This is a genomic window from Variovorax sp. E3 (genome assembly GCF_016082275.1).
In the GTDB taxonomy this organism is placed as follows: domain Bacteria; phylum Pseudomonadota; class Gammaproteobacteria; order Burkholderiales; family Burkholderiaceae_C; genus Variovorax.
The window spans coordinates 34059-57317 of record NZ_MOWM01000023.1; the positions used below are offsets into that span (position 1 = coordinate 34059).

A 23259-nucleotide genomic window follows, 5' to 3' on the forward strand; every position below is an offset into this window, starting at 1 on the left:
CGCGCGCAGCGCAAAGCCGCCACGGGCAGCCGTGGCGGCTTTTCTTTTGTCAGGGGCCGGCCGTCAGACCAGCGCGGTGGGCACGGACTGGGCGCACACGTTGCGCCCGGTGATGGTCAGCCGCAGGCCGCCCCCATGCCACTCGAGCCAGTTGAGGCTCACATACGCGTCGATGTCGGCGTCGTCGATGCGATCGGCCTGGCGGCTTTGCAGCAGTTCGACCGTGGCGGGCAGCGCCCGTCTCAAGCGTTCCCGTCGCTCCGCGGCATCGGCCGCCTTGAGGGCGGCCCTGGTTTGCTGTTGTTGCTGCTGCGGGGTCGATGCCATTGCTGATCCGTTTCCAGGAAGCCAAGGAATTAACCCGAATGTACGCTCCCTGTGTGAAACAAGATTCTTCTTTTTAACCTCTCTGTCGTCAGTAGTACACACCGCGCAACTGGCGCTGGACAGGCCCTAGATTTCGTAGTGCGAGGCCCGGGCTTCGTCTCCCAGAGCCTTTTCGACGACGGCACGGGTCAGCGTGGGTGCGAACGACTCGATGAAGGCGTACACATACTTGCGCAGGTAGGTGCCGCGCCGCACCGCGAGCTTGGTGAGGTTGATGCCGAACAGCCGCCCCGCGTCGAGCGCGCGCAGCTGCGTGTCGCGCTCGGCTTCGTAGGCCACGCCGGCCACGATGCCCACGCCCAGGCCCAGCTGCACGTAGGTCTTGATCACGTCGGCGTCCATCGCCGCCAGCACGATGTTGGGCTGCAGCCCGCGCTGCTCGAAGGCCTCGTCGATGCGCGAGCGCCCCGTGAAGCCGGTGTCGTAGGTGATCAGCGGGTAGCGCGTGAGCGCGTCGAGCGTGAGCGGTGCGTCCAGCAGCGGGTGGCCCGGCGGCACGATCACCGAATGCGTCCAGCGGTAGCAGGGCAGGGCGACCAGCTGCGGATAGTCGCCCAGCGCCTCGGTGGCGATGCCCACGTCGGCCTCGCCGTCGAGCAGCATCTGCGCGATCTGCTTGGGCGAGCCCTGGTGCAGGTGCAGTTTCACGTTGGGGAACTGCGTGCGGAATTCCTGCACCGCCACCGGCATCGCATAGCGCGCCTGCGAGTGCGTGGCCGCCACCGAGAGCAGGCCGCTTTGCTGCGCCACGAACTCCTGGCCCGCGTGCTTGAGGTTGCTGCTCTCCATGAGCATGCGCTCGATGATCGGCAGCACATGCCCGCCAGGCTCGGTGAGCCCCGTGAGGCGCTTGCCGGCGCGCACGAACAGCTCGATGCCGAGTTCTTCCTCGAGCTCGCGGATCTGCCGGCTCACGCCGGGCTGGGAGGTGTGAAGGGTGTGGGCGACTTCGGTCAGGTTGAAGCCGCAACGAACGGCCTCGCGTACCGAGCGCAGTTGTTGGAAGTTCATCTGCCACGCAAGAGAGTCGGGGCCCCGGCTGGGGCCGACCGGGGATTCTCGGCACAAGTGCTTATTCGGGGAACGATGCGTTTGTTGGTTTCACATGAGCAAAACATCTTTAAGGCCCTCTCGGGTCGCCTTCATCGCCTCGTCTTGTTATTTCGCACGACTGTGCTAAAGTTCGCGGCATGGACGCCAAGACCCAGAAAAGCGAACTCACCCGCGCCGCCATCGTCGGCGCGGCAATGACCCTCGCGCTGGCCGAGGGCCTGGAAGCGATCACGCTGCAGGCCGTGGCCAGCCGGCTGGGCCTGTCCAAGAGCGGCGTGTTCTCGCGCGTGGGTTCGCGCGAGGCGCTGCAGAAGGCCGTCATCGAGGAGTACGGCCGCGGCTTCCTGGCCGAGGTGTTCGTGCCCGCCATGCAGAAGCCCAAGGGCCTGCCCCGGCTCAACGAGATCGTCGCGCGCTGGATCGCCCGCACGCGCGACGTCGAGATGTACACAGGCTGCCTCTATACGGCCGGCGCCTTCGAGTTCGACGACCGCGAAGGCGAACTGCGCGACCTGCTGTTCGACGAAATCACCCGCTGGCGCGCCGCGCTGCGCCGCACCGTGCTGCAGGCCGTCGACAGCGGCGAGCTGAAGGCCGACACCGACCCCGCGCAGCTCGTGAGCGAGCTCAACGGCGTGATGATGACCCAGCTGCACGACGCGCGCTTCCTGCGCGACCCGCAGGCCGCCGACCGCGCCACGCAGACCTGGCAGCGGCTTCTTTCCAGTTACCGCGCCTGAGTCGCTCGCGAAGCAGGCGGATTTCCCACGTTTCCATTTGCCAGAATTTCGCACAGTCGTGCGATAAAAAGGAGAAGCACCATGCTGATCATTGCCCTCTTTCTCGCCGCCTACGCCGGCGTCGTCGGTGTCCGGTGCTTCCGGGACACCCTGCGCAGCTTGCCCCGCAGCAACAGCGACTGGGTCTGGTATTGAACGCCCGCAGGAACCGCACCCCATGACGAGCACTTCCACCCCCGCGGCCGGCCATGCCGCGCAGTCGAACTACTACCGCCCCAGCCGCACCATGCGCACGCTGCGCTTCGGCCTGACCACCTCGCAGCGCCTGTGGCCCGCGCTGGGCGTGCGCGCCGCGTATCGCCTGTTCGGCACGCCGCTGCCGCCCAAGTGGCTCTATCGCGGGCAGGGGCCGGGCGTCGAATGGCGCCGCGAAGGCTGGGCCTTCGAGGACGCGAGCGTCGGCATCTACCACCTGGCCGCGCAAGACTCGGGGGCCGAGTCGGCGCCCGTCGTGCTGCTGGTGCACGGCTGGGGCGGGCACGCGGGGCAGATGCTGCCGCTCGCGCAGGCCGTGGCCGATGCGGGCCTGAGGCCCGTGCTGCTCGAGCTGCCGGCGCACGGCCGCAGCGCGGGCACGATGAGCAATTCGCCGCAGTTCGCACGCGCCATCGCGTATGTCGCGGCGCGGCTCGCGGCCGACGGCCATGCGCTGCGCGCGGCCGTCGCGCATTCGCTGGGCGCCAACGGCCTGGCACTCGCGGCCTCGCGCGGCTTGCCGGCCGACCGGCTCGTGCTGCTCGCGCCGCCCGCATCGCCGCGCGAATACACGCGCTACTTCGCGCACACCTTCGGCCTGAACGAAGCCACGCGCCTTGCGATGCAGCGCCTGTTCGAGTCGCGCGAAGGCGTGCTGATGCCGCAACTGGAGCCCGCCGCCGTGGGGCCGCGCATCGCGCAGCGCACGTTGATCGTGCATGACCGCGACGACCGCGTGAACCGCTTCGCCGATGCCGAGGCCTACCGCGATGCGATTCGCCACGCGCAACTGATGGAGACACAAGGCTGGGGCCACCGCCGCATCCTCAAGGAGGCCGAGGTGCTGGCGCGCGTTGCGCGCTTCGTGGCGGCGCCGGCGGACTGAAGCCACGCTACCAGGTCGGGTGTACCGGCGTGAACACCGGCCTGAACAGGTGCCGCCGCACGATCTCTCCGTACCCCCGGTAGTAGAAATTGCCGTTCGCCTCCAGCACCGCCGCGCGGTGCCGGCGGAAGTACACCGGGATCTCGTACCAGGGCATGGTCGGCGCGCGGTGGTGCACGTGGTGCAGGTTGTTGAAGAGGTACAGCAGCCCGAACACGAGGTTCGACTCCACGATGGCCACGCGCTCGTGCGGCGTGTCGGCCCAGCGATGCTCGGTGAAGGTGCGCAGCGAGCCCAGCATCATCCCGGGGTACACGAAGTACAGCAGGTACTCGCCAAGCCCCATGCCGCAGACGCCGATCACGTAGTACAGCACCGGCGCCACGCTCAGCGCATGCCAGAACCATGTCGGCAGCCGCGAGAAATTGCCCGACAGAACTTGCGCCGTTTCGAACCGGACCAGCTTCCACAGCCGAAGAAACGGCCCCAGCACCACGCGAAACGCGATCGTCTGGTTCGCCATGTAGATCCATCGCCACGCCGGCCCGTAGCTCGCCCACGCGGGTGCCGAGTGGTAGGCGCTCTCGGTGTCGCGCTCGGGGTGCGTGAGGTGGTAGTTGACGTGGTGCGAACTGTGGCCGCGGTTGTAGAAAGGGTAGGGCAGCCACAGGTTCAGCGGCGGCCACACCACCGCATGGCGCAACCCCTTCGGCAGATGCCGCATCGCGTGGATGCTCTCGTGCTGCAGCGAGAAATGCAGCTGCGCCAGAAACCCGCCGACGACGAACAGCGCCCAGCCCGGCAGCGCCGCATGCCACCACACCAGCGCGGCCCACGCGCCATAGAGCGCGCCGGCCAGCAGCAGCGTGGGCACTTCGTAGTGCCACCACCAGTGCCGGCGCACGGGCTGCTTTGCGGTGAGGGGAACGGCAGTCGAGGTCATGGGGAAAAGACTGCGATGCTAGGTAGCAAGCGACGCCTTGCATGCGCGCTTTTCTCATAAGCATGAACGTGAAACTTCGTTCCCCGCAGCGCGGGCGAGACCTACGCTCAGCCGCTTTTGCCGCGTTCTCGCGTGCCTTTTGCGCTCCCCATGAAACCCTCTTTCCCTCGCCTGGCCCTCGTGCTGTCCGTCGCGTTGACCGGCCTTGCGCAAGCCCACGCCGCAGCCCCGGACGACTACCCCAGCAAGACCATCCGCGTGGTCGTGCCGTACCCGGCCGGCGGCATCGCCGACAAGATCGCGCGCGAGGTCTCCGAGCAGCTGCAGCAGCGTTTGAAGCAACCGGTGGTGGTCGAGAACCGCAGCGGCGCGGCCGGCAACATCGGCTTCGACCACGTGGCGCGCCAGCCCGCCGACGGCTACACGCTGCTGCTCGCGCCGGCGTCCAACCTCACGGTGCAGCCCGCGCTCTTCAAGCAGCTGACCTACGACCTCGCGCGCGACTTCACGCCCGTGTCGCTGCTGGTGCAGACGCCGCAGGTGCTGCTGGTGAACCCCAGGCTGCCAGTCAGCACCCCGCGCGAGCTGATCGACTATTCGAAGAAGAACCCCGGCAAGGTCAACTACGGCATCAGCGTGGGCGCGTACTCGCACCTCGCGGGCGAACTGCTCAAGACCCGAACCGGCGCCGACTTCACGGCCATTCCCTACCAGGGCAGCGCCCCGGCCCTCAACGACCTGCTCGGTGGCCAGACGCAGTTCATCTTCAACGAGGTGATCACCGCCATTCCGTTCGTGAAGGCCGGCACCCTCAAGCCGCTGGCCGTGGCCTACAAGACCCGCGCCCCGTGGCTGCCCGACGTGCCCACCACGGCCGAGGCCGGCCTGCCCAATTTCGAGGTCACGTCGTGGTACGGCGTGGTGGTGCGCAGCGGCACGCCCGCGCCGTTGGTGCAGCGGCTGTCGCGCGAGCTGCATGACATCGTGCAGACGGCGGACTTCAAGAAGCGCTATGACGACATCGGCGCGTTCACGGTCGGCAATACGCCGGAGGAGTTCGGTCGCTTCATCCAGACGGAGACTGTGAAGTGGACTGCGGTTGTGAAGCAGGCCGGTATTCAGCCGAACTGACGACGGGTGTTCGTGGTGCGCTCACGCCGACGGTGTGCTCTGCTCCGCGAATGTCCCCCGGGGCTTCGCCCCTCCTCCTTTATTTCGCTGCGCAGAGCACACCGCCGACGTGAGCGTTTTCAGAGCACTGGTTGATCGGCCGCACACCGGCAGCGTGCCCAAGTGCACAGGGCATCGGGTGCTTCCCGCAGCGAAATAAAGGAGGAGGGCGAAGCCCGGGGGACATTCGCGGAGGGAAGTACCCGGTGTCCTGTGCACCCGCCCCAAACGCATTCACAGCAACCCGAAGCAACCCCAGCGTAGTAGAAAACCAAAATGAGCCGCCCCCTCGAAAAGCCCATCACCCCCGCGGAACTGAACAAGCGCCTGCTGGAAGAGTCGACAAAAGAACTCGCACTGCTCGACGTGCGAGAAACCCGCTGGTTCGTGCAGCGACACCCCAACCTCGCGCGCAACGCACCCTTCAGCGGACTCGAACTGCAGATCGGCACCCTCGTGCCGCGCCGCGCCACCCCCGTCGTGCTCTACGACGACTACAACGCGCCCGACGGCGCTGCCCTGGCCGCGGCGCAAGTGCTCGCCCGCCTGGGCTACACCGACGTGCGCACCCTCGACGGCGGCCTGCAGCGCTGGGTGACCGAGGGCCTGCCCGCCATCGACGGCTACGGCACCCTGGTCAAGGCCTTCGGCGACCGCGCCCGGCTGCACTACGGCACGCCTTCGCTGCCCGTCGATGCACTGCGCGCCCGGCAACGCGAAGGCCGCCCGACCACGCTCGTCGACGCACGCCCACGCGCCGAGTTCGAGTTTCTCTCGCTGCCCGGCGCGCGCAACCACGCCGGCACCGAGCTCGCCCTGCGCCGCTTCGAGCCGCAAGGGGCCGACCACCTCTGGGCCATCAACTGCTTCAGCCGCACGCGCGGCATCGTCGGCGCCACCACGCTGCGGCTGCTGGGCCGCGCGCCCGAGGCGGTGTTCGTGGAAGACGGCGTCATGGCCTGGGGCCTGCAAGGCGCGCCGACCGTGCAGAACGCCGCCCCGCAAGACGAACTGCCGCCCGAATCTCCCGAGCAGCTGCGCCGCATCGCCGACGACCTGCTCCAGCGCTTCGGGCTGCCCGTGGCCGACGCCGCGCAACTCGCCCGCTGGCGCGACGACGACAGCCGCACCCTCTACGTCTTCGACGTGCGCCCCGGCGCCGACGCGGCCCTGGCGGGCACGGGCGTGCAGCAGGTGCCGGGCGGCCAGCTGCTGATGCATTTCGAGAATCTCGTCGGCACGCGCGGCGCCCGCATCGTGCTGCTCGACGACCCCGCCCACCGGCTGCGCGCGGCCATCACGAGCTTCTGGCTCACGCAGCTCAACCAGGCCGAGGTCTACGTCCTCGAAGGCGCGCTGAGCGCCGACCAGGCCCCGCCTTCCACCGCCACGGCGGTGACGGGCGCCCCGGCCCCGCTCACCCCCGACGCCCTGGCCCAGCTGCGCCGAAGCGGCGCCGTCACCGTCATCGACGTCGGCCCCAGCCTCGACTACGAGCGCGGCCACCTGCCGGGCGCGCTCTATATGCTGGCGGCCTCGCTCGCGCCGCTGGCCTCGCATGCCGTCGCCGGCCGCACGCTGGTCTTTGCCTCGCCCGACGGCACGGCCGCCGCCCGCGTGGCGCGCGATGCACGGCAGCAATGGCCGGGTTCGGGGGCGGTGTTCACCTGGCTCCAGGGCGGAACGCAGGGCTGGAAGGCGTCAGGACGGCCGTTGGCGACCGCTTTCGTGCCGCCCCAGCTGCTGACCCCCTTCGACGACGACTGGGGCTCGGTGATGCGCGTCTTCGGTCCGCGCCGCGATGCGGCCTGGGCCGACTACCTCGCGTGGGAGCGCGCGCTGGCCGAACGGGTCCTGCGGGACCCGTCCGTGCGCTTCCGGTTCTTTTCGGCCGCGCTCAGCGCGCGGGCGCTGGCGTAGGGTCGGGCAGCTCGATCTTGATGTCGAGCACTTCGAGGTTGTCCTGGGTCTCCAGGTGCACCTTGATGTCGTCCGCGTTGATCGACACGTACTTGGAAATCACCGCCACCAGCTCGCGCTGGAGTTCGGGCAGATAGTCGGGCCGCTTCTTGCCGCTGAGGCTGGACCGCTCGTGCGCGAGGATGATCTGCAGCCGCTCCTTCGCGACGCTGGCAGTCTTCTTCTTTTCGCCCAGCAGGAACGAGAGAAAGGACATGGCCTACTTGCCTCCGAAAATCCGCTTGAAGAAGCCCGGCTTCTCGGCGTCGACGAAGCGCATCGGCTTGTCTTCGCCCAGGAAGCGCGCCACCACGTCGCTGTAGGCCTGCGCCACGTCGGTGTCCTTGTCGTGGATCGCCGGCACGCCCTGGTTGGAGGCATGCAGCACGCTTTCCGACTCGGGAATCACGCCGATCAGCTTGATGCGCAGGATGTCCTGGATGTCTTCCAGCGACAGCATCTGCCCGCCCGCCACCCGGTTCGGGTTGTAGCGGGTGATCAGCAGGTGCTCCTTGATCGGGTCGCCGCCGTCCTTGGCGCGCTTGGTCTTGCTGCTGAGCATGCCCAGGATGCGGTCCGAGTCGCGCACCGAAGACACCTCGGGGTTGGTCACCACCAGCGCCTCGTCGGCGAAGTGCATGGCCATCATGGCGCCGGTCTCGATGCCCGCGGGCGAGTCGCACACGATGTACTCGAAGTCCATCGCGGCCAGGTCGGCCAGCACCTTTTCCACGCCCTCTTGCGTCAGCGCTTCCTTGTCGCGCGTCTGCGAGGCGGCCAGCACGAACAGGTTGTCGCACTGCTTGTCCTTGATCAGGGCCTGGCTCAGGTTGGCTTCGCCCTGGATGACGTTGATCAGGTCGTACACCACGCGGCGTTCGCAGCCCATGATCAGGTCCAGGTTGCGCAGGCCCACGTCGAAGTCGATCACCGCCGTCTTCTTGCCCGCGAGCGCGAGGCCGGATGCGAAGCTGGCGCTCGTCGTCGTCTTGCCGACGCCGCCCTTGCCCGAAGTCACCACCACAATTTTGGCCATGGCCATTCCTTCTTGTTTCGATTCAGTTGTTTGTTGTCAGGGTCGCCGCGTTTCGTGAGTCAGCTGGGGGCTCACGGAATGGGGTCGATCGCTATTTTTTTGCCGTCCAGGCGAACTTGGGCCGATTTTCCCAGCACCGCGTCGGGCAGCGCGACTTCGTTGGTCCGGTAGATGCCGGCAATGGCCACCAGCTGGGCTTCCATGCAGGTCGAGAAGATCCGGGCCTCGGTGTTGCCGCGGGCGCCGGCAATGGCCTTGCCGCGCAGCGGCGCATACACGTGCACGTTGCCGTCGGCGATGACCTCGGCGCCGAAGCTCACCACGGCCGTCACCACCACGTCGCCGCCACGGGCGTAGACCTGCTGGCCCGAGCGCAGCGGCTTGTCGATCAGCAGCGTGCCGTTGGCCGGCACCGGCACCTCGCGCACGATCTGCGGGGCTTCCGACACGGGGGCCTCGGCGGGCGGGCGGGGCGCGCGGCGCGGGAGCGGACGGCATGGCCGCCACCGACAGGCCTGCGGCACGCGCCGCGGCATGCTGGTCGGCATTGCCGCCGCGCACCGCGATGGGCTGGGTCTGGTGGCGCGCCAGCAGGCTGCGCAGGGCGGCGAAGTCGATGTCGCCGGCGGCTCGCCGCTCTCGCCCTGTGCTTCCTGCAGCAGCGAGAGGTCGATCACCACCGGCTCCTGCTCGAAGAAGTCGGGCGAATCCGCCAGCTGGGCGTCGAGCGCCTCGGCCAGCACGTCCAGGTCGGACGTCTTGAGGATCACTGCGATCAGCGGCAGCGTGGCGCTCTTGAATTCGAAAACCGCCTTGGTGCGCGCGGCGGAGACATCGGCCATTGGAAAACGTCGGTGCGAAAAGCGTTGGAGTCTAACGGGCGCGGGCCAAACCCCGGTGACCGGGCCCCGCCTGAAGCACCCCGGACAACACTTCTTTCATGAGGTTGCACTTTTCCGGGGTGCGGCGCGCCGGTTGGCGTCAGTTCTTCGAGCGGCCCAGCAGGGCGTACAGGATGATCGCGCCGAAAGTGGCGGTCCCGATGCCGCCCAGGGCGAAGTCGCCGAACTTCAGCGTGAAGTCGCCCGTGCCGATGATCAGCGTGATGGCCGCCACGATCAGGTTCTTGTTCTGCGAGAAGTCGACCTTGTTGTCGACCCAGATCTTGGCGCCCGCGATGGCGATCAGGCCGAACACCACGATGCTCACCCCGCCCATCACCGGCAGCGGAATCGCCTGGATCAGCGCGCCGAACTTGGGGCTGAAGCCCAGCACCAGCGCAATCAGCGCCGCCACCACGAACACCGCGGTCGAGTAGATGCGCGTGGCCGCCATCACGCCGATGTTCTCGGCGTAGGTGGTCACGCCCGTGCCGCCGGCGCTGCCGCTGACCACCGTGGCAATGCCGTCGCCGATGAAGGCACGGCCCATGTAGGCGTCCAGGTTGCGGCCGGTCATGGCCGTCACCGCCTTCAGGTGGCCGAGGTTTTCAGCCACCAGGATGATCGCCACCGGGGCGATCAGCAGCATCGCGTTGGCCGTGAACACCGGCGTCGTGAAGGTCGGCAGGCCGACCCAGGCCGCGTTGGCGATGCCGCTCAGGTCCACCGGCTTGCCCATGCCCATGCCGTTGGTCAGCACCGCATACACCAGCGTGGCCAGGATCAGCCCGACCAGGATCAGCAGCCGCTGCAGCATGCCGCGCGTGAACACCGCCACCAGCCCGACGCACAGGAAGGTCACGGCCTGCATCCACGAGTCGAAGTTGCTGGCCGCCATGTTCTTGATCGGCACGCTCGCCAGGTTGAGCCCGATCACCGCCACCACGCGCCCGTGACCACCGGCGGCATGAAGCGTTCGATCCAGCCCGTGCCGATGGCCTGCACCAGCGCCCCGATCAGGATGTAGACCACCCCGCAGGCCACGATGCCCCCGAGCGCCACCGCGATGTTGGCGTTGGGCCCCTTGCCCGCGTAGCCGCTGGCCGCGATCACCACGCCGATGAAGGCGAAGCTCGAGCCCAGGTAGCTGGGCACCTTGCCGCCGGTCACGAAGTAGAAGATCAGCGTGCCGATGCCGCTCATCAGGATCGCGATGTTGGGGCTGAAGCCCATGAGAATCGGCGCCAGCACCGTGGCGCCGAACATGGCGATGACGTGCTGCACGCCCATGGCGCCGGTCTGCAGCCAGGGCAGCCGCTCGTCGGGCGCGATGACCGCGCCGTTGGCCAGCGCGGACGCGGGCCTTTCAGTCCAGTTGAACATTCTTCTTGCTCCTCTTGTGGGGGTGTGAGTGGTGGTTGTGGTCGATGTGCCTGCGCTTGTGCCAGCGCGCCCTGGCGCTCCCGGGGCGTGATTGTGGTCGAAGCGACTGGGGCTGAACATCCGCATGCGCCGCCTTGATTTGCCGCCGGACCGTGACGGAATGGGTTGGGGGCTCGGGGACGGGCCCCTATTCTTCGGGCGTCACCACATCCGGCAAGGCGCGCACCGTGAAAACATCAGGCTTGATCGCCTTGGCCCTGACGCTTGCGCTGGGCCTCGGTGCGGTGGCGCATGCGCAGGAGGGCGCTTCCGCCGGGGAGGTCATGTCCGAGCTCTCCGCCCGCAGCAAGCTCCCCGAAGACGAACTCCGCCGCCTGACCGCCGATTGCGCGGCCGGTCAGCAGAGCATGTATTTCTGTGCCTACCGCGATGTCGTCGCGGCCGAGTTGAAGCTCCAGCGCGTCGTCGCGGAAAAGGAGCGGCGGTTCCCCGCCTGCCAGGCCGCCACCGAAGCCCGGGTGGCGCGCTGGAAGTCGCGGCGCGACAAGATGTGCGCCCGCAGCGCCGCCAAGGAATGGGGCGGTGGCTCGATGGAGCCCACCGCGCGCAACCTCTGCCTTGCCGACAGCACCCGGCGCATGGCCGGGCAGATGCTGCGCATGAGCGCCTGCCCCCGCCGATAGGAAACGGGCTCAGCGCGGCTGCAGCACCGCCATCGTGATCCGCGACACGCAGGTCAGCTCTCCCGCTTCATTGGTCAGGTCGATCTGCCAGACCTGGGTGGTGCGCCCCCGGTGAATCGGCCGCGCGGTGCCGATCACCCAGCCGCTGGTCACCGAGCGGATGTGGTTCGCGTTGATGTCCAGGCCCACGGCGCGGTCGCCCTCGGGGGCGGAATAGTGGGCGCCGCAGGAGCCCAGGGTCTCGGCCAGCACCACCGACACGCCGCCGTGCAGGATGCCGTAGGGCTGGCGGGTGCGCTCGTCGACCGGGCAGCGGGCGCGGATGAAGTCGTCGCCCACCTCCAGAAATTCCATGCCCAGCGCCGAGACGGCGGTGCCGACATGGTTCTGGGTCAGCTGTTCGACGGAGATCTCTTTTTTCCAGATACGCATTCGGGTTTTCTTTCCAGTGGATGTGCCCAAAACTATAGCGACGACCGCCGACATCGGCAGTCGCCTTTGCGTGGTACCTTGGCCCGATGAAGCACCCCGTCCGCCGCTGGCTCATTGGCATCGCCGCCGCCCTGGTGATCGGCGCGGGCGTGCTGGTGCTGGTGGTGCGCGCCAAGCTGCCCACCGACGCCGAGGTGGCCGCCAAGATCGCCGAGGGCTTCGAGCAGCGCTTCGGCGTGCCGCTGAAGGTGGGCGGCGCCCACTGGTCGCTGCTGCCGGCGCCTGTGCTGGTGCTGACCGACATCGCCACCGGGCAGCCCCGCCCGATCACCCTGAGCCGGGTGGCGCTGCGGCTGAAGCTCGCGCCGCTGCTGCACCGCGTCATCGCGCTGGACGACGTCGAGCTCGAAGGCCTGGTGCTGCCGCGCGCCTCGGTGCAGGCCTTTCGCGGCAAGGGCCCCAAGCCCGCCGAGGGCGCGGCCCCCATCGCGCTGCCCGCGCCCTGGACGCTGGCGGCCATCCCCGTGGAACGGGTGCGCTGGCGCGACCTGACCTGGATCGACCGGCGCGACATCGCGCTGGCCTACGACGGCGACATCGCCTTCGACCCCCAGTGCGCCCGCGCCAGGCCCGCATCGAGCGCGCCGGGGTCACGCCGCCCGCGCGCCTGCGGCTGGACCGCGAGGCCGGGCAGGACCGCTGGCGCACCCGCATCGACGTCGGCGGCGGCACGTGGAACGGGGTGCGCGCTTCGAGACGCTGGCCAACGGCACGCTGCGCGTGTCGGCCGAGCTCGACCCGCGCCAGATCGACATCGAAAGCCTGGTGCAGGCCTTCGACCGCCGCACCTCGGTGGCGGGCAAGGTCTCGGGCCACACCACGCTCACGGCCGAGGCCGGCGGCACCGAAGAACTGGGCGCGCTGATCCGCAGCCTGCACACCCGCACCACCTTCTCGGTGCAGCCCGCCACGCTCACCAGGCTGGACGTGGCCAAGGCCGTGACCACCGCCGGCATCAGCCGGGGCGGGCGCACGCCGCTGGACGAACTCACCGGCACGCTCGACACCCAGGGCACCGACAACGGCGTGGTGCTGCAGTACACCAACCTCAAGGCCCGCTCGGGCGTGCTCACGGCCAGCGGCCACCTGAAGATGTTCAACCGCAAGCTCGACGGCGAGATCGCGGTGGACCTGGTCGACGGCGTGGTCGGCGTGCCGCTGAAGATCGGCGGCACCATGAGCGACCCCGAGCTGTCGCTGACCGGCGCCGCGCTCACCGGCGCGGCCATCGGCAGCGCGGTGCTGCCGGGCGTGGGCACGGCCATCGGCGCGCGCGTGGGGCAGCAGGTCGAGAAGCTGTTCGGCGGGGACAAGAAGCCGCCCGCCAAACCTGCCCCGCCTAGGAAAACGCCTTGATCACCGCCGGCACCGTCAGCACCGCCGTGTAGTAGCCCATGAACTGCACGCCGGTGTTGAAGCCGATGGCGCGCGACAGCAGCCCGCCCAGCAGTCCCATCGTGAGGATCACCAGCAGCCCGAGCAGCTGGCCTTCCCACACGCTGATGACCACGATCAGCCCGACGAAGGTCGCGATGATCGCCTCGTGGCTCACCTTGCGCGACACGAACAGCGCCGCGCGGCGCGCGAAGTTCATCGTGAACGGGTAGGCCACCAGCGCCGCCAGCACCACCGCCAGCATGCCGTAGCCCAGAAACTCCCAGTGGCTCAGCAGGTTGTGCAGGTTGTGGGTCTGGCCCGTGGCCGAATCGATGGTGAACACCGGCGGCGCATTGAACAGCGGCGCGGCCGGCCCGGCGGCCACCGGGCTCAGCGGCAGGCCGATGGCAATCAGCGGAATCAGCGCCTCGGCGATGTACGTGGCCTCGGTCACGCCGTTGCGCGCGGCCAGCGTGGTGGTGAGCCGGTGGTACGCATGCTTGATGCGCGAGCCCACCAGTTCGCCCAGCACCACCGTCATCGCGACCGGGCTGAACACGAAGGTGGCGCTGGAGATGGCGGCGGTGGCAAAGGTCCACTTCACCTGGCCGCGGTCGAGCACCTTGAACGGGTTGGGGAAGTAACCCGACCAGCCCTTCACGTCGGGCGCCAGCGAGAAGGTGCGTACCTTCTCGCGCTTCATGCGCGCACGCGCCGCCGGCGAGATCACCGAGAACAAATCGGCCACCAGCGGCCCGATGGCAATGCCCAGGAAGTAGCTGATGCTGAGCTTCACGCCGTACTTGCCCGTGAGCGCCTGCAGCGCCACGATCACCACCACGAACGGCACCAGCGTGGCCACCGAGGCCCAGCGCCCGCTGGAAAAGTAGGCAATGGCCACGGCCGCCACCACGAAGATCCACGGCGCCGCCTTGGTGATGGCCGCGCCGTAGGGCGCCAGCAGCACCGCGAACAGCACGGCCAGCGGCACCGCGATGAAGGCCGCGATGATCGCGCCCGACACCATCTTGCGCAGCGCGATGTGCGGCACGCCCAGGTTGCGCAGCACGTTGGCGTCCTGCAGCAGCGGCGTGGCCATGGTGTCGCCCGGAATGCCCAGCAGCGCCGTGGGCACCGCGTGCGTCATGTGCTTGGCGACGGCGGCCGCCAGGAAGAAGGTGAACACGCCCTCGGGCGGCACGCCGAGCAGCACCACCAGCAGCGTGAGCGGCGCGAGCGTGGTGGTCTCGTCGGTGCCCGACACGAGGCCGATGGCCGCGAACACCACGGCGCCGACAAGGCCCATGCCCGTGGCAACGAGGATCTGGTTGAGCAGCGCGGCGTCGATCACGAGGCGGCTCCTTCGGCGGCGCCGTTCGCGGCGCGGGCACGGGCACGGGCACGGGCACGAGGCTGGTACGACGCGAACAGGTCGTAGATTTCCAGTTCCTTCATCTCGCGCACCACCGAGGGCGGCAGGTCGTCGACCGAGCCCAGCGTGCCGTGCTCGCCGGCCAGCTCGGCCAGCACCTCTTCGCGCCAGCGCGGGTCGGCGTCGGTGCCCTCGACCACCTCGCGCTTGGGCGCGAACAGAAAGGCGCAGATCACGCCCGACACCACGCAGCCCGCCAGCCCGGCGAGCATGGCGTAGGCCCGCGCCAGCTCGGGCGTGCCCACCGTGCTGGCGAGCACGCGGCTGGCCACCAGGAAGCCCGCGAGGCTCACGGCCACGCCGATCGCGATCGACCACGCGAGGTGGCCCAGGTCGGCCGTGTCGCCCCATATTTCCACCAGCCGCCAGCTCGCGCGGCCTGCACTGTCCGTCTTCATGTTGTTGTCTCCGTCGTTGTTGATGCGGGCCCTCCCGCGATGTTTGCCTGCCTGCTTATTTCTGTGTGCGCAGCGCGTCGAGCAGCGCCACCGCGCGGTCGGTGCGCACGTCGTGCTCGGCCGCCATCTGCCTGGCCACGGCATCGATCTCGTCGCCCGTGGCGCCCGCGACCAGCGCGATGTTGCGTGCGTGCAGCGCCATGTGGCCGCGCTGGATGCCTTCGGTGGCCAGCGCGCGCAGGGCGCCGAGGTTCTGCGCGAGGCCGACCGCCACGGCCACCTCGCCCAGCTCCTGCGCGGACTGCACGCCCAGGATCTTCAGCGCCAGCCGCGCGAGCGGATGCGTCTTGGTCGCGCCGCCCACCAGCCCGACCGGCATCGGCATCTCGATGGTGCCGACCAGCGCGCCCGCGTTGTCCTTTTCCCAGGTGGTGAGCGAGGTGTAGCGGCCGCTGCGGCAGGCGTAGGCATGCGCGCCGGCCTCGACCGCGCGCCAGTCGTTGCCCGTGGCGACGATCACCGGGTCGACGCCGTTCATGATTCCCTTGTTGTGCGTGGCCGCGCGGTACGGGTCGACGGCCGCGAAGGTGTACGCGTCGATCACGCCTTCCACCACCTCTTCGCCGCTGCGCTCGCGCGTGGCGAGCGCGGCGGGCTCCAGCCGCACGCGCGCCCGCGCCAGCCGTAGGTCGGCCAGGTTCGACAGGATGCGCAGGCGCACGGTGCCGCCCGTGAGCTTCTCGACCAGCGGCGACACCGCCTCGGCCATGGTGTTGACGGTGTTCGCGCCCATCGCGTCGCGCACGTCGACGATCAGGTGCATCACCACCATCGCGCCGCGCGGCGTGCTGTCGAACACCTGCACCTCGATGTCGCGGCAACCGCCGCCCAGGCCGATCAGCACCTTGTCGCGGCTGTTCGCCACTTCCAGGATCTGTTCGCGCGCACGCAGCAGCGCCAGCCGCGCGCCGCAGGGGTCGGCCAGGCCGATCACCTGCACCTGCGCGCGCATCAGCGGCCCGGTGCTCGAGGTCTCGAAGCCGCCGCCTTCGCGCGCCAGCTTGGCCATGAACGACGCGGCGGCCACCACCGAGGGCTCTTCCACCGCCATCGGCACCAGGTATTCGCGGCCGTTCACCAGGAAGTTGCCGGCCACGCCCAGCGGCAGCTCGAAGGTGCCGATCACGTTCTCGACCATGCCGTTGGCACGGTCCACGCTCAGCGCGCCGGGCGCGGCGAGCAGCGCCACCTCGTCGTCGGTGAGCGATGCGGCGCGCGCGATGTGCGCGAAGCGCTGCGCGGGTGTCAGCGCGCGGAAATTGGGAATGCGGGAGTCGGCGACCATCGTTGCGTGTCTCTTCGAAAAAGGGTTCGGAAGGCGAATTCGGGAGCAGGCAATTTAGGTCGGCTGTACCGCCGGCGGAAGGCACAGTTTGGCGGGACAGTGCGGACAGTGACCGGCATTTCGCGCCCGCTGTGTCACAGTCACAGCCCATGACGACCATTGCCGATTCGCTCGCCAACGCCCTCGAACGACAGATTGCGAGCGGTGCCTACAAGGCCGGCGACAAGCTGCCGTCGCTGCGCGAACTGGCGCAGCTGCACAACTACGCCAAGAACACCGTGGTGGCCGCCTTCGAGCTGCTGGTGTCGCGCGGGCTGGTCGAGCCGCGGCGCGGTTCGGGCTACTTCGTGCTGGCGCGGCAAGCAGCCGCCAGGCCGGCGGAAGAAGACGCGGGCAGCCTCGGCCGCGCGATGGACATCGTGTGGCTCATGCGCGAGCAGCTGAAAACGCAGCCCGACGCCGTTGCCGTGGGCGACGGCTTTCCGCCGGTCGAGTGGCTGGCCGACGTGCGCCTGGACAAGTACCACCCCAAGGTGGTCCGCACGGGGCTCGGCGCGCTGTTCCGCTACGGCAGCCGCTTCGGCTATGCGCCGCTGCGCGACCACCTCGTGCGCAAGCTGGCCGACTTCGGCATCGGCGCGGAGCCGCGGCAGATCGTGCTCACGCACGGCGCCAACGAGGCGATGGACATCGTCATCCGCTACTTCGTGCCGCCCGGCGGCAAGGTGCTGGTGGACGACCCCGGCTACTACCCGCTGTTCGGCAAGCTCAAGCTCGCGGGCGCGCAGATGCTGGCCGTGCCGCGCCTGGCCGACGGGCCCGACCTCGAGGCGCTGGAGCGCCTGCTCGTTGCCGAGCGGCCGCGCCTGTTCTTCACGCAGTCGATCGCGCACAACCCCACGGGCTCCGACATCTCGCCGGCCAAGGCCTTTCGCGTGCTGCAGCTCGCGCAGAAGCACGACCTGCTGATCGTCGAGAACGACCCGCTGGCCGACTTCAAGCCCACGTCGCTGCCGCGCCTGGCCGCGCTCGACCAGCTGGAGCGCACGATCTACATCGGCAGCTTCTCCAAGTCGTTCTCGGCCGCGCTGCGCGTGGGCTTCATCGCCTGCGGCGCCGACCTGGCCAGCGACCTGGCGGACCTGAAGGCGCTGATCCACGTGAGCAGCTCGGAGTATTGCGAGCGCACGGTCGACGTCATATTGAGCGAGGGCCATTACCAGCGCCACCTGAACCGCCTGCAGACCCGGCTCGGCGAGGCCACGCGCAACGCCATCAAGCTGTTCGATGCGCTCGACGCCGAGGTGTTCGCGCGCAGCCCGCAGTCGCTCTATGTGTGGGCGGCGCTGCCCGGCGTGGCCGACTCGCTGGCCTTCGCGAAAGAGCTGCTGCCGCGCAAGATCGTGATGGCGCCGGGGCGCATCTTCAGCGTCGATTCGACGCAGGTCTCGCGCTGGTCGCGCTTCAACGTCGGCGCCATGGCCGACCCGCGTTTCGCGAAGGCGCTGCGCACCACGCTGCGCCGGCTCGGCGGCTAGCCCCGGTACTGCTCGCGCAACTGCTTGCGGTTGAGCTTGCCCACGGCCGTCTTCGGGATCTCGCTGGCGAAGATCACGCGCTGCGGCTTCTTGTACGAAGCCAGTTGCCCGGCCACATGCGCGACCAGCTCGGCCTCGGTGGCCTGCTGGCCGGCGCGCAGCACCACCACGGCGGTGACGACTTCCACCCACTTCTCGTGCGGCAGCCCGACCACCGCGCATTCGCGCACGGCCGGGTGCGAGCTCAGCGCGTTCTCCACCTCGCGCGGGTACACGTTGTAGCCGCCGCTGATGATCATGTCGGACGTGCGGTCCTTCAGGTGCAGATAACCGCGTTCGTCGAACACGCCCACGTCGCGCGTGCGCACCCAGCCGTCGGCGGTGAAGGTCTCGGCGTTGAGCCCCGCCGCGTTGTGGTAGCCCGACACGGCCGAGGGCGCGCGCACCGCGATTTCTCCGGGCGTGCCGTGCGGCACCTCGCGGCCGGCCTCGTCGACCAGCCGCATCTCGATGTCGATCGCGGGCTGGCCGCAGGCGTCGAGCAGGTCGTCGGTGTGGTCCTCGGGCCGCAGCACGGCCAGGCACAGCGGCACCTCGGTCTGGCCGTAGTACTGCCAGAAGCGGTGCCGGCCCCAGGCGGCCATGGCGCGCTGGATGACGGGGCGCGGCATCGGCGAGGCGCCGTAGATCACGTAGCGCAGCGCGGCCACGTCGGTGGTGGCGACGTCGGGGTGCTCGAACAGCATCTGCAGCATCGTCGGCACCAGGTTGATGGCCGTGATGCGCTCGGCCTGCAGCGTGCGCAGGAACAGCCCCGGCTCGAAGCCCGGCAGGATCACCGTGCGCGCGCCGCGCAGCCAGAAGGGCAGCACGAACACGCCGCTCGCGTGGATCAGCGAGGCCGCGTGCAGCATCGCGTCGTCGGGCGTGGCCGGCAGCAGGTTGAGCAGCACGTTGCGGCAGATGGCCGCATAAGACGCCTGCGTGTGCTGCGCGGCCTTCAGCGTGCCGGTGGTGCCCGAGGTGAAGAGCGTGAGCACCACGTCGTCGTGCGACGGCGTGAAGGCCGGCGCCTCGGTCGGGTGCGAGGCGGCTTGCGCCAGCAGGTCGGCCGCGCCTTCGAGCGATGCGCCCATGCCCATGCAGGCCAGCCCCGGCACCGCATCGCGCAGAGCGGCCGCGCGCTCGGCAAGGTCGGGGCCGAACACCAGGTGCGTGCTGCCCGTTTCCGCCACCATGCGCGCATGCTCGGCCAGCGACAGCCGCGAGTTCAGCGGCACGCGGTTGATGCCGGCCTTCACGCAGGCAAAGTCCAGCGGCACGCTGTGCAGGCCGTTGTTGAGCAGCAGCGCCACGCGCGTGCGCGGCGCCGCACCCGCCGCGTGCAGCGCATGCGCGAGCCGGCTGCTCAGGTGGTCGACCTCGGTGAACGTCAGCGTCCTGTCGCCGAACACGATGGCGGTGCGCGGGCCGTGCTGCAGCGCGCCGCGGCGGATCAGCTCGAGGTAGGTCGGGGCGGGGGAATGCAAGGCTTGTCTCCTGTCGGTTCTTTGTGGATGCGGGAACGCTGGGGTGCGCTCAGCGCTTGAACTCGCCGTGGCGGCCGGCGCCGCCGGTAAAGCGCGCGGCACCGGCCTCGCCCTCGGCGAAGACCATCGGCGTGCCCTGCGCGCCTTCGCGGCGCAGCGCTTCGGCCAGCGGCATGTCCCATTGCGCGTAGGCACTGCGGCGATCGGCCAGCATGCATTGCTGCGGGAACGCCGCGAGCTGGTGGGCCAGCTCCCGTGCGGCGGCCAGCGCGCCGCACGGCGGCGTGACGCGGTTGACCAGGCCCATGCCCAGCGCCTCGGCCGCGCCCACGGGGCGGCCCGACAGGATCATGTCGAGCGCGCGCCCCATGCCCACGATGCGCGGCAGGCGCACCGTGCCGCCGTCGATCAGCGGCACGCCCCAGCGGCGGCAGAACACGCCGAACACCGCGTCGTCGTCGGCCACGCGCAGGTCGGCCAGCAGCGCCAGCTCGAGCCCGCCCGCCACCGCGTAGCCGTTGACCGCCGCGATCAGCGGCTTCGACAGCGCCATGCGCGTCGGCCCCATCGGGCCGCTGCCGCCGCCTTCCAGGTCCAGCTCGTTGCGGCGCGCCGGGTCGCCCACGGCGGTGAGGTCGGCACCGGCGCAGAAGTTGCCGCCCGCGCCGGTCAGCACCGCCACGCGCAGTGCGTCGTCGGCCTCGAAGCGCGCGAAGGCCTCGCGCAGCTCGGCGGCCACGGCGCCGTCGACGGCATTGCGTTTGTCGGGCCGGTTCAGCGTGATGGTGAAGACCGAGCGATCCACCTCACAGTTCACGAAGTGCATGGCCATGCGCGGCGTCCTTTCAAGGCAAAATTACATCGAGTGATCGTTCATGGTCATCGTAGGAAACATTTCTTCATTACGCAAACATGGACAAGATATGCAATGTTCAGGTCGTGATGCCCAGCGCGCCCGACCTGATCCTCGACCTGCTGGTGGCCGACGGCGGCACGCTGAGTTCGCAGGCGCTGTGCCGCGCGGGCGCGCTCATGGGCATCGGCGAATCGACGCTGCGCGTGGGCCTGACGCGGCTGGCGGCCGACGGCAAGATCGCGCGCGGCGAGCGCGGCAGCTACATGCTCAACCGCGCGGGGCCGGCGCTGTCGCGCGCGGTCGACGACTGGCGCCACAAAGAGGCGCAGGCCGTCGCCTGGCAGGGCGACTGGCTGGCCGTGCACGATGCGGGCGTGGCGCGCGCCGACAAGACCGCGTGGCGCCGCCACAGCCTGGCGCTGTCGTTGCGCGGCTTCGCGGCGCTGCGGCCGGGGCTGCAGATCCGGCCCGACAACCTCGCGGGCGGCCTGGAGGCCGAGCGTACGCAGTTGGAGGCGCTGGGCCTGTCGGCGCATGCGCTGGTGTTTCGCATTGCCGACCTCGACGAGGCGGCGCAGTCCGCGGCACGCAAGCTGTGGAACGTGCGCACGCTGGAGGCCGACAGCCGGCGCCTGCAGGCCGGCCTCGAACGCAGCGAGAAGCGGCTGCGCACCCAGCCGCTGGAGGTGGCGGTGCGCGAGTCGCTGCTGCTGGGCCGCGCCGTGATCGCGCACCTGATCCGCGACCCGCTGCTGCCGGCCGAGCTCATGCCGACCGCCCCGCGCACGGCGCTGCTGGCTGCCACGCGCCGCTACCAGGACAAGGCGCGGCAGCTGTGGCGCAAGTGGCTGGCGCTGCCGGTCGCCTGAGGCCGCTTCAGTCCAGCCGCACCACCTGCGTGTCGCCAGGCGTGCGCGCATGCAGCCGCGCCACCTCGGCCGCGCGCCGCGTGAGCACGGCGCGCTGGTTGATGTAGCCCTTGTCGGTGATCTCGCCCGCGTCCAGGCTCGGCGGCTGCGCCAGCACCAGCGCGCAGGCCGGGCACTGCGAGGAGCCCGCGCCTTCGTCGCGCAGCGTGCGCAGCATGCCGGCGATGCGCTCCTGCAGGGCATCGGACGACAACGCCGCCGCCTGGGGGCTCGGAAACACCAGCATGCCGATCTCGTCGCGGTCGTGGCCGGTGAGCACCACGTCCTGCACATGCGGCGCGAGCAGCGACACCAGCTTCACGCGCAGCGTGCCCACCGACACCCAGGTGCCGGTCGAGAGCTTGAAGTCTTCCGCCACGCGGCCGTTGAAGATCACGCCGTGCGCAGGTTCGAGCGGGTTCGCAAGGAAGCCGGCGTCGCCGATGCGGTAGTAGCCCTCTTCGTCGAAGGCCTGCGCCGTCTCGCGCGGTGCGTCGCGGTAGCCGGGGAACACCGAGACGCCCTTGACGCGCATCTCCAGCTTCTCGCCGTTGGGCACGAACTTCAGCTCCAGCCCCGGCAGCGGCGCGCCGATGCAGCCGGCGCCGTCGAGCTTCCAGTGCGCGGAGGTGATGGCGGGCGAAGTCTCCGTCGCGCCCCACGAGGTGGTGAGCCACAGCGGCCGGGTAGGGCGCACGCGCGTGGCCACGGCTTCGAGCCGTTGCCACGTGGAGGGCGCGAGCGCCGCCGCCGCGTAGAAGGCCAGCCGCAAGCGGGAGAACACCTCGGTGGCCAGCGCGTCGTCGGCTTCCAGGTAGGGCAGCAGCATGTCGAAGCCGCGCGGCACGTTGAACAGCAGCGTGGGCTTCACCTCGCGCAGGTTGCGCACCGTCTTCTCGATCAGGCCCGGCGCGGGCCGGCCCTCGTCGATGTAGAGCGCGCCGCCGTGGCACAGCACCATGTGCAGGTTGTGGTTACCGCCGAAGGTGTGGCTCCATGGCAGCCAGTCGACCAGCACCGGCGTTTCGTGCGCGAGAAAGCGCCAGGTCTGCGCCATCATCTGCTGGTTGGCGCAGAGCATGCGGTGCGTGTTGACGACGACCTTGGGCTTGCCGGTGGAGCCGGAGGTCAGCAGGTACTTGGCGTGCGTGTCGGGCAGCACGGCGGCGAAGGCCTGCATGACGGCGGGTGTTTCGTTCACCGCAAGCATCTGGTCGAACGCCATCGAACCGGGGCGCGCATCGGCATTGCGGCTGAACACCGTGACCGCCTCGACCCCGCAGCCTTCGAGCGAACCGCCATAGACCTTGGCGTCCGATGCGTAGATGAGCGCCGGCTTCAGCGCCTGCAGCATGCCGTGCAGCCGCGACGGGTCTTTGGTCATGCGCGAGTAGGCGCTCGACAGCGAGCACGCGGTGCGGCCGATGTGCATTGCCGCGAGCATCAGCACCGCGTGGTCGATCGCGTTGTCCGAGAGGATCACGACCGGCTGGCCCGCCGGCAGGTTCATGTCCAGCAGTGCCTGCGCCACCGCGCCCACTGCTTGCCGCAGCGCGCGGTAGTCGAGCTTGCGCCAGCCTTCGCCGGTCTCGTCGCGTTCGGCGAAAGCCAGTGCGTCGGGCGTCTCGCGCGCCCAGCGCTCGACCCACTCGCCGATGCAACGCGCATAGGGCTTCAGCGCCATCGGCGAGCGCAGCGCGAACGAGCCGTCGTCGAAGTCGATGCGCACGGTGCGGGGTGGGGCGATCAGGCTTTCATCGAGGAGGAAGTCGGTCATTTGTATGTTCCGTTTTTTTCGGGGCGTTGTTGTTCAGGGCGCGTGCACAGGACACCGGGTACACACCGAACGCGGCGCTTGTGCGGGTCGATCAACGACCGCGGCGAACAACGGTCACGCTGATGGGGTGCCTTGCGCAGCGAAACAAAGGAGGAGGTGCGGTAGCCCGCAGGCCGGGGGACATTCGCGGAGCAAGGCACCCCGTCGGCGTGATCGCACCCCGAACAGGAC

Annotated in this window: 20 protein-coding genes and 2 pseudogenes; 8 read left to right on the forward strand and 14 right to left on the reverse strand. The window is 69.5% G+C overall.

What is annotated here, in order from left to right; genetic code table 11:
- Positions 1-63: 63 nt before the first annotated feature.
- Together BMG07_RS11205 and BMG07_RS11210 are read right to left on the reverse strand one after the other, a co-directional pair.
- Complete coding sequence (locus BMG07_RS11205) at positions 64-327, reverse strand: hypothetical protein (RefSeq protein ID WP_130427739.1); 264 nt, start codon at positions 325-327, stop codon at positions 64-66.
- Between the two features lie 126 nt (positions 328-453).
- Positions 454-1398 (reverse strand): CysB family HTH-type transcriptional regulator, encoded by a 945-nt coding sequence (locus tag BMG07_RS11210; RefSeq protein ID WP_198084636.1) that lies wholly within the window; start codon positions 1396-1398, stop codon positions 454-456.
- A 179-nt stretch (positions 1399-1577) separates the two neighbouring features.
- On the opposite strand from BMG07_RS11210, the gene BMG07_RS11215 reads away from it, so the two are divergent.
- A complete protein-coding gene (locus BMG07_RS11215; protein ID WP_198084637.1) occupies positions 1578-2180 on the forward strand; it encodes a TetR/AcrR family transcriptional regulator in 603 nt (200 codons plus the stop codon).
- A gap of 217 nt (positions 2181-2397) precedes the next feature.
- Complete coding sequence (locus BMG07_RS11220) at positions 2398-3321, forward strand: alpha/beta hydrolase (RefSeq protein ID WP_198084638.1); 924 nt, start codon at positions 2398-2400, stop codon at positions 3319-3321.
- 7 nt (positions 3322-3328) lie between these two features.
- Here the strand turns inward: BMG07_RS11220 and BMG07_RS11225 are convergent, their stop codons facing one another.
- The gene (locus tag BMG07_RS11225) at positions 3329-4264 is read right to left on the reverse strand and encodes a fatty acid desaturase (RefSeq protein ID WP_198084639.1); all 936 of its coding nucleotides are present in this window, start codon (positions 4262-4264) and stop codon (positions 3329-3331) included.
- A 150-nt stretch (positions 4265-4414) separates the two neighbouring features.
- On the opposite strand from BMG07_RS11225, the gene BMG07_RS11230 reads away from it, so the two are divergent.
- Positions 4415-5395 (forward strand): tripartite tricarboxylate transporter substrate binding protein, encoded by a 981-nt coding sequence (locus BMG07_RS11230; RefSeq protein ID WP_198084640.1) that lies wholly within the window; start codon positions 4415-4417, stop codon positions 5393-5395.
- A gap of 315 nt (positions 5396-5710) precedes the next feature.
- Complete coding sequence (locus tag BMG07_RS11235; protein WP_198084641.1) at positions 5711-7354, forward strand: rhodanese-like domain-containing protein; 1644 nt, start codon at positions 5711-5713, stop codon at positions 7352-7354.
- On the opposite strand, the gene minE is transcribed toward BMG07_RS11235, so the two are convergent.
- From minE to BMG07_RS11255, 4 genes and pseudogenes are all read right to left on the reverse strand, one after another.
- A complete protein-coding gene (gene minE, locus BMG07_RS11240) occupies positions 7332-7610 on the reverse strand; it encodes a cell division topological specificity factor MinE (protein WP_093242098.1) in 279 nt (92 codons plus the stop codon). The genes BMG07_RS11235 and minE overlap by 23 nt on opposite strands.
- A gap of 3 nt (positions 7611-7613) precedes the next feature.
- Positions 7614-8429 (reverse strand): septum site-determining protein MinD, encoded by an 816-nt coding sequence (minD, locus tag BMG07_RS11245; protein ID WP_198084642.1) that lies wholly within the window; start codon positions 8427-8429, stop codon positions 7614-7616.
- Positions 8430-8500: 71 nt separating this feature from the next.
- Positions 8501-9271, reverse strand: a pseudogene (gene minC / locus BMG07_RS11250) (septum site-determining protein MinC).
- Positions 9272-9410: 139 nt separating this feature from the next.
- Positions 9411-10693 (reverse strand): annotated as a pseudogene (locus tag BMG07_RS11255) (solute carrier family 23 protein).
- A gap of 227 nt (positions 10694-10920) precedes the next feature.
- Here BMG07_RS11255 and BMG07_RS11260 point away from each other — a divergent pair.
- Complete coding sequence (locus tag BMG07_RS11260; protein WP_198084643.1) at positions 10921-11376, forward strand: lysozyme inhibitor LprI family protein; 456 nt, start codon at positions 10921-10923, stop codon at positions 11374-11376.
- Positions 11377-11385: 9 nt separating this feature from the next.
- Here the strand turns inward: BMG07_RS11260 and BMG07_RS11265 are convergent, their stop codons facing one another.
- On the reverse strand, positions 11386-11808 hold the full coding sequence (locus BMG07_RS11265; RefSeq protein WP_198084644.1) for a hotdog fold thioesterase: 423 nt from the start codon (positions 11806-11808) through the stop codon (positions 11386-11388).
- 732 nt (positions 11809-12540) lie between these two features.
- Between BMG07_RS11265 and BMG07_RS41920 the strand changes: the two genes are divergently transcribed.
- Positions 12541-13224: a hypothetical protein gene (locus BMG07_RS41920; RefSeq protein ID WP_269758853.1), complete on the forward strand. Its 684-nt coding sequence runs from the start codon at positions 12541-12543 to the stop codon at positions 13222-13224.
- On the opposite strand, the gene BMG07_RS11275 is transcribed toward BMG07_RS41920, so the two are convergent.
- From BMG07_RS11275 to BMG07_RS11285, 3 genes are read right to left on the reverse strand one after another with little or no spacing between them, the layout of a single operon-like run.
- Positions 13208-14596, reverse strand: a complete 1389-nt coding sequence (locus tag BMG07_RS11275; RefSeq protein WP_198084645.1) for a tripartite tricarboxylate transporter permease — start codon at positions 14594-14596, stop codon at positions 13208-13210. The two genes, BMG07_RS41920 and BMG07_RS11275, sit on opposite strands and share 17 nt — an antisense overlap.
- Positions 14593-15075, reverse strand: a complete 483-nt coding sequence (locus tag BMG07_RS11280) for a hypothetical protein (protein WP_198084646.1) — start codon at positions 15073-15075, stop codon at positions 14593-14595. Before BMG07_RS11280 ends, BMG07_RS11275 begins: the two co-directional genes overlap by 4 nt.
- 55 nt (positions 15076-15130) lie before the next feature.
- Entirely contained in the window at positions 15131-16420 is a 1290-nt protein-coding gene (locus tag BMG07_RS11285) for a hydroxymethylglutaryl-CoA reductase, degradative (RefSeq protein WP_198084647.1), read from the reverse strand.
- Positions 16421-16569: 149 nt separating this feature from the next.
- Here BMG07_RS11285 and BMG07_RS11290 point away from each other — a divergent pair, with 149 nt between their 5' ends.
- Positions 16570-17958 carry a PLP-dependent aminotransferase family protein gene (locus BMG07_RS11290; protein WP_198084648.1) on the forward strand — a complete coding sequence of 463 codons (1389 nt, stop codon included), beginning with the start codon at positions 16570-16572 and terminating at the stop codon, positions 17956-17958.
- Here the strand turns inward: BMG07_RS11290 and BMG07_RS11295 are convergent.
- Both BMG07_RS11295 and BMG07_RS11300 read right to left on the reverse strand, forming a co-directional pair.
- Entirely contained in the window at positions 17955-19487 is a 1533-nt protein-coding gene (locus BMG07_RS11295; protein WP_198084649.1) for a class I adenylate-forming enzyme family protein, read from the reverse strand. The genes BMG07_RS11290 and BMG07_RS11295 overlap by 4 nt on opposite strands.
- Before the next feature lie 49 nt (positions 19488-19536).
- Positions 19537-20313 carry a crotonase/enoyl-CoA hydratase family protein gene (locus BMG07_RS11300; protein ID WP_374221263.1) on the reverse strand — a complete coding sequence of 259 codons (777 nt, stop codon included), beginning with the start codon at positions 20311-20313 and terminating at the stop codon, positions 19537-19539.
- 86 nt (positions 20314-20399) lie between these two features.
- On the opposite strand from BMG07_RS11300, the gene BMG07_RS11305 reads away from it, so the two are divergent.
- Positions 20400-21212, forward strand: coding sequence for a PaaX family transcriptional regulator (locus BMG07_RS11305; protein WP_198084651.1), 813 nt, complete (start codon positions 20400-20402; stop codon positions 21210-21212).
- A 7-nt stretch (positions 21213-21219) separates the two neighbouring features.
- Here the strand turns inward: BMG07_RS11305 and BMG07_RS11310 are convergent, their stop codons facing one another.
- Complete coding sequence (locus tag BMG07_RS11310) at positions 21220-23028, reverse strand: feruloyl-CoA synthase (RefSeq protein WP_198084652.1); 1809 nt, start codon at positions 23026-23028, stop codon at positions 21220-21222.
- Positions 23029-23259: the final 231 nt, after the last annotated feature.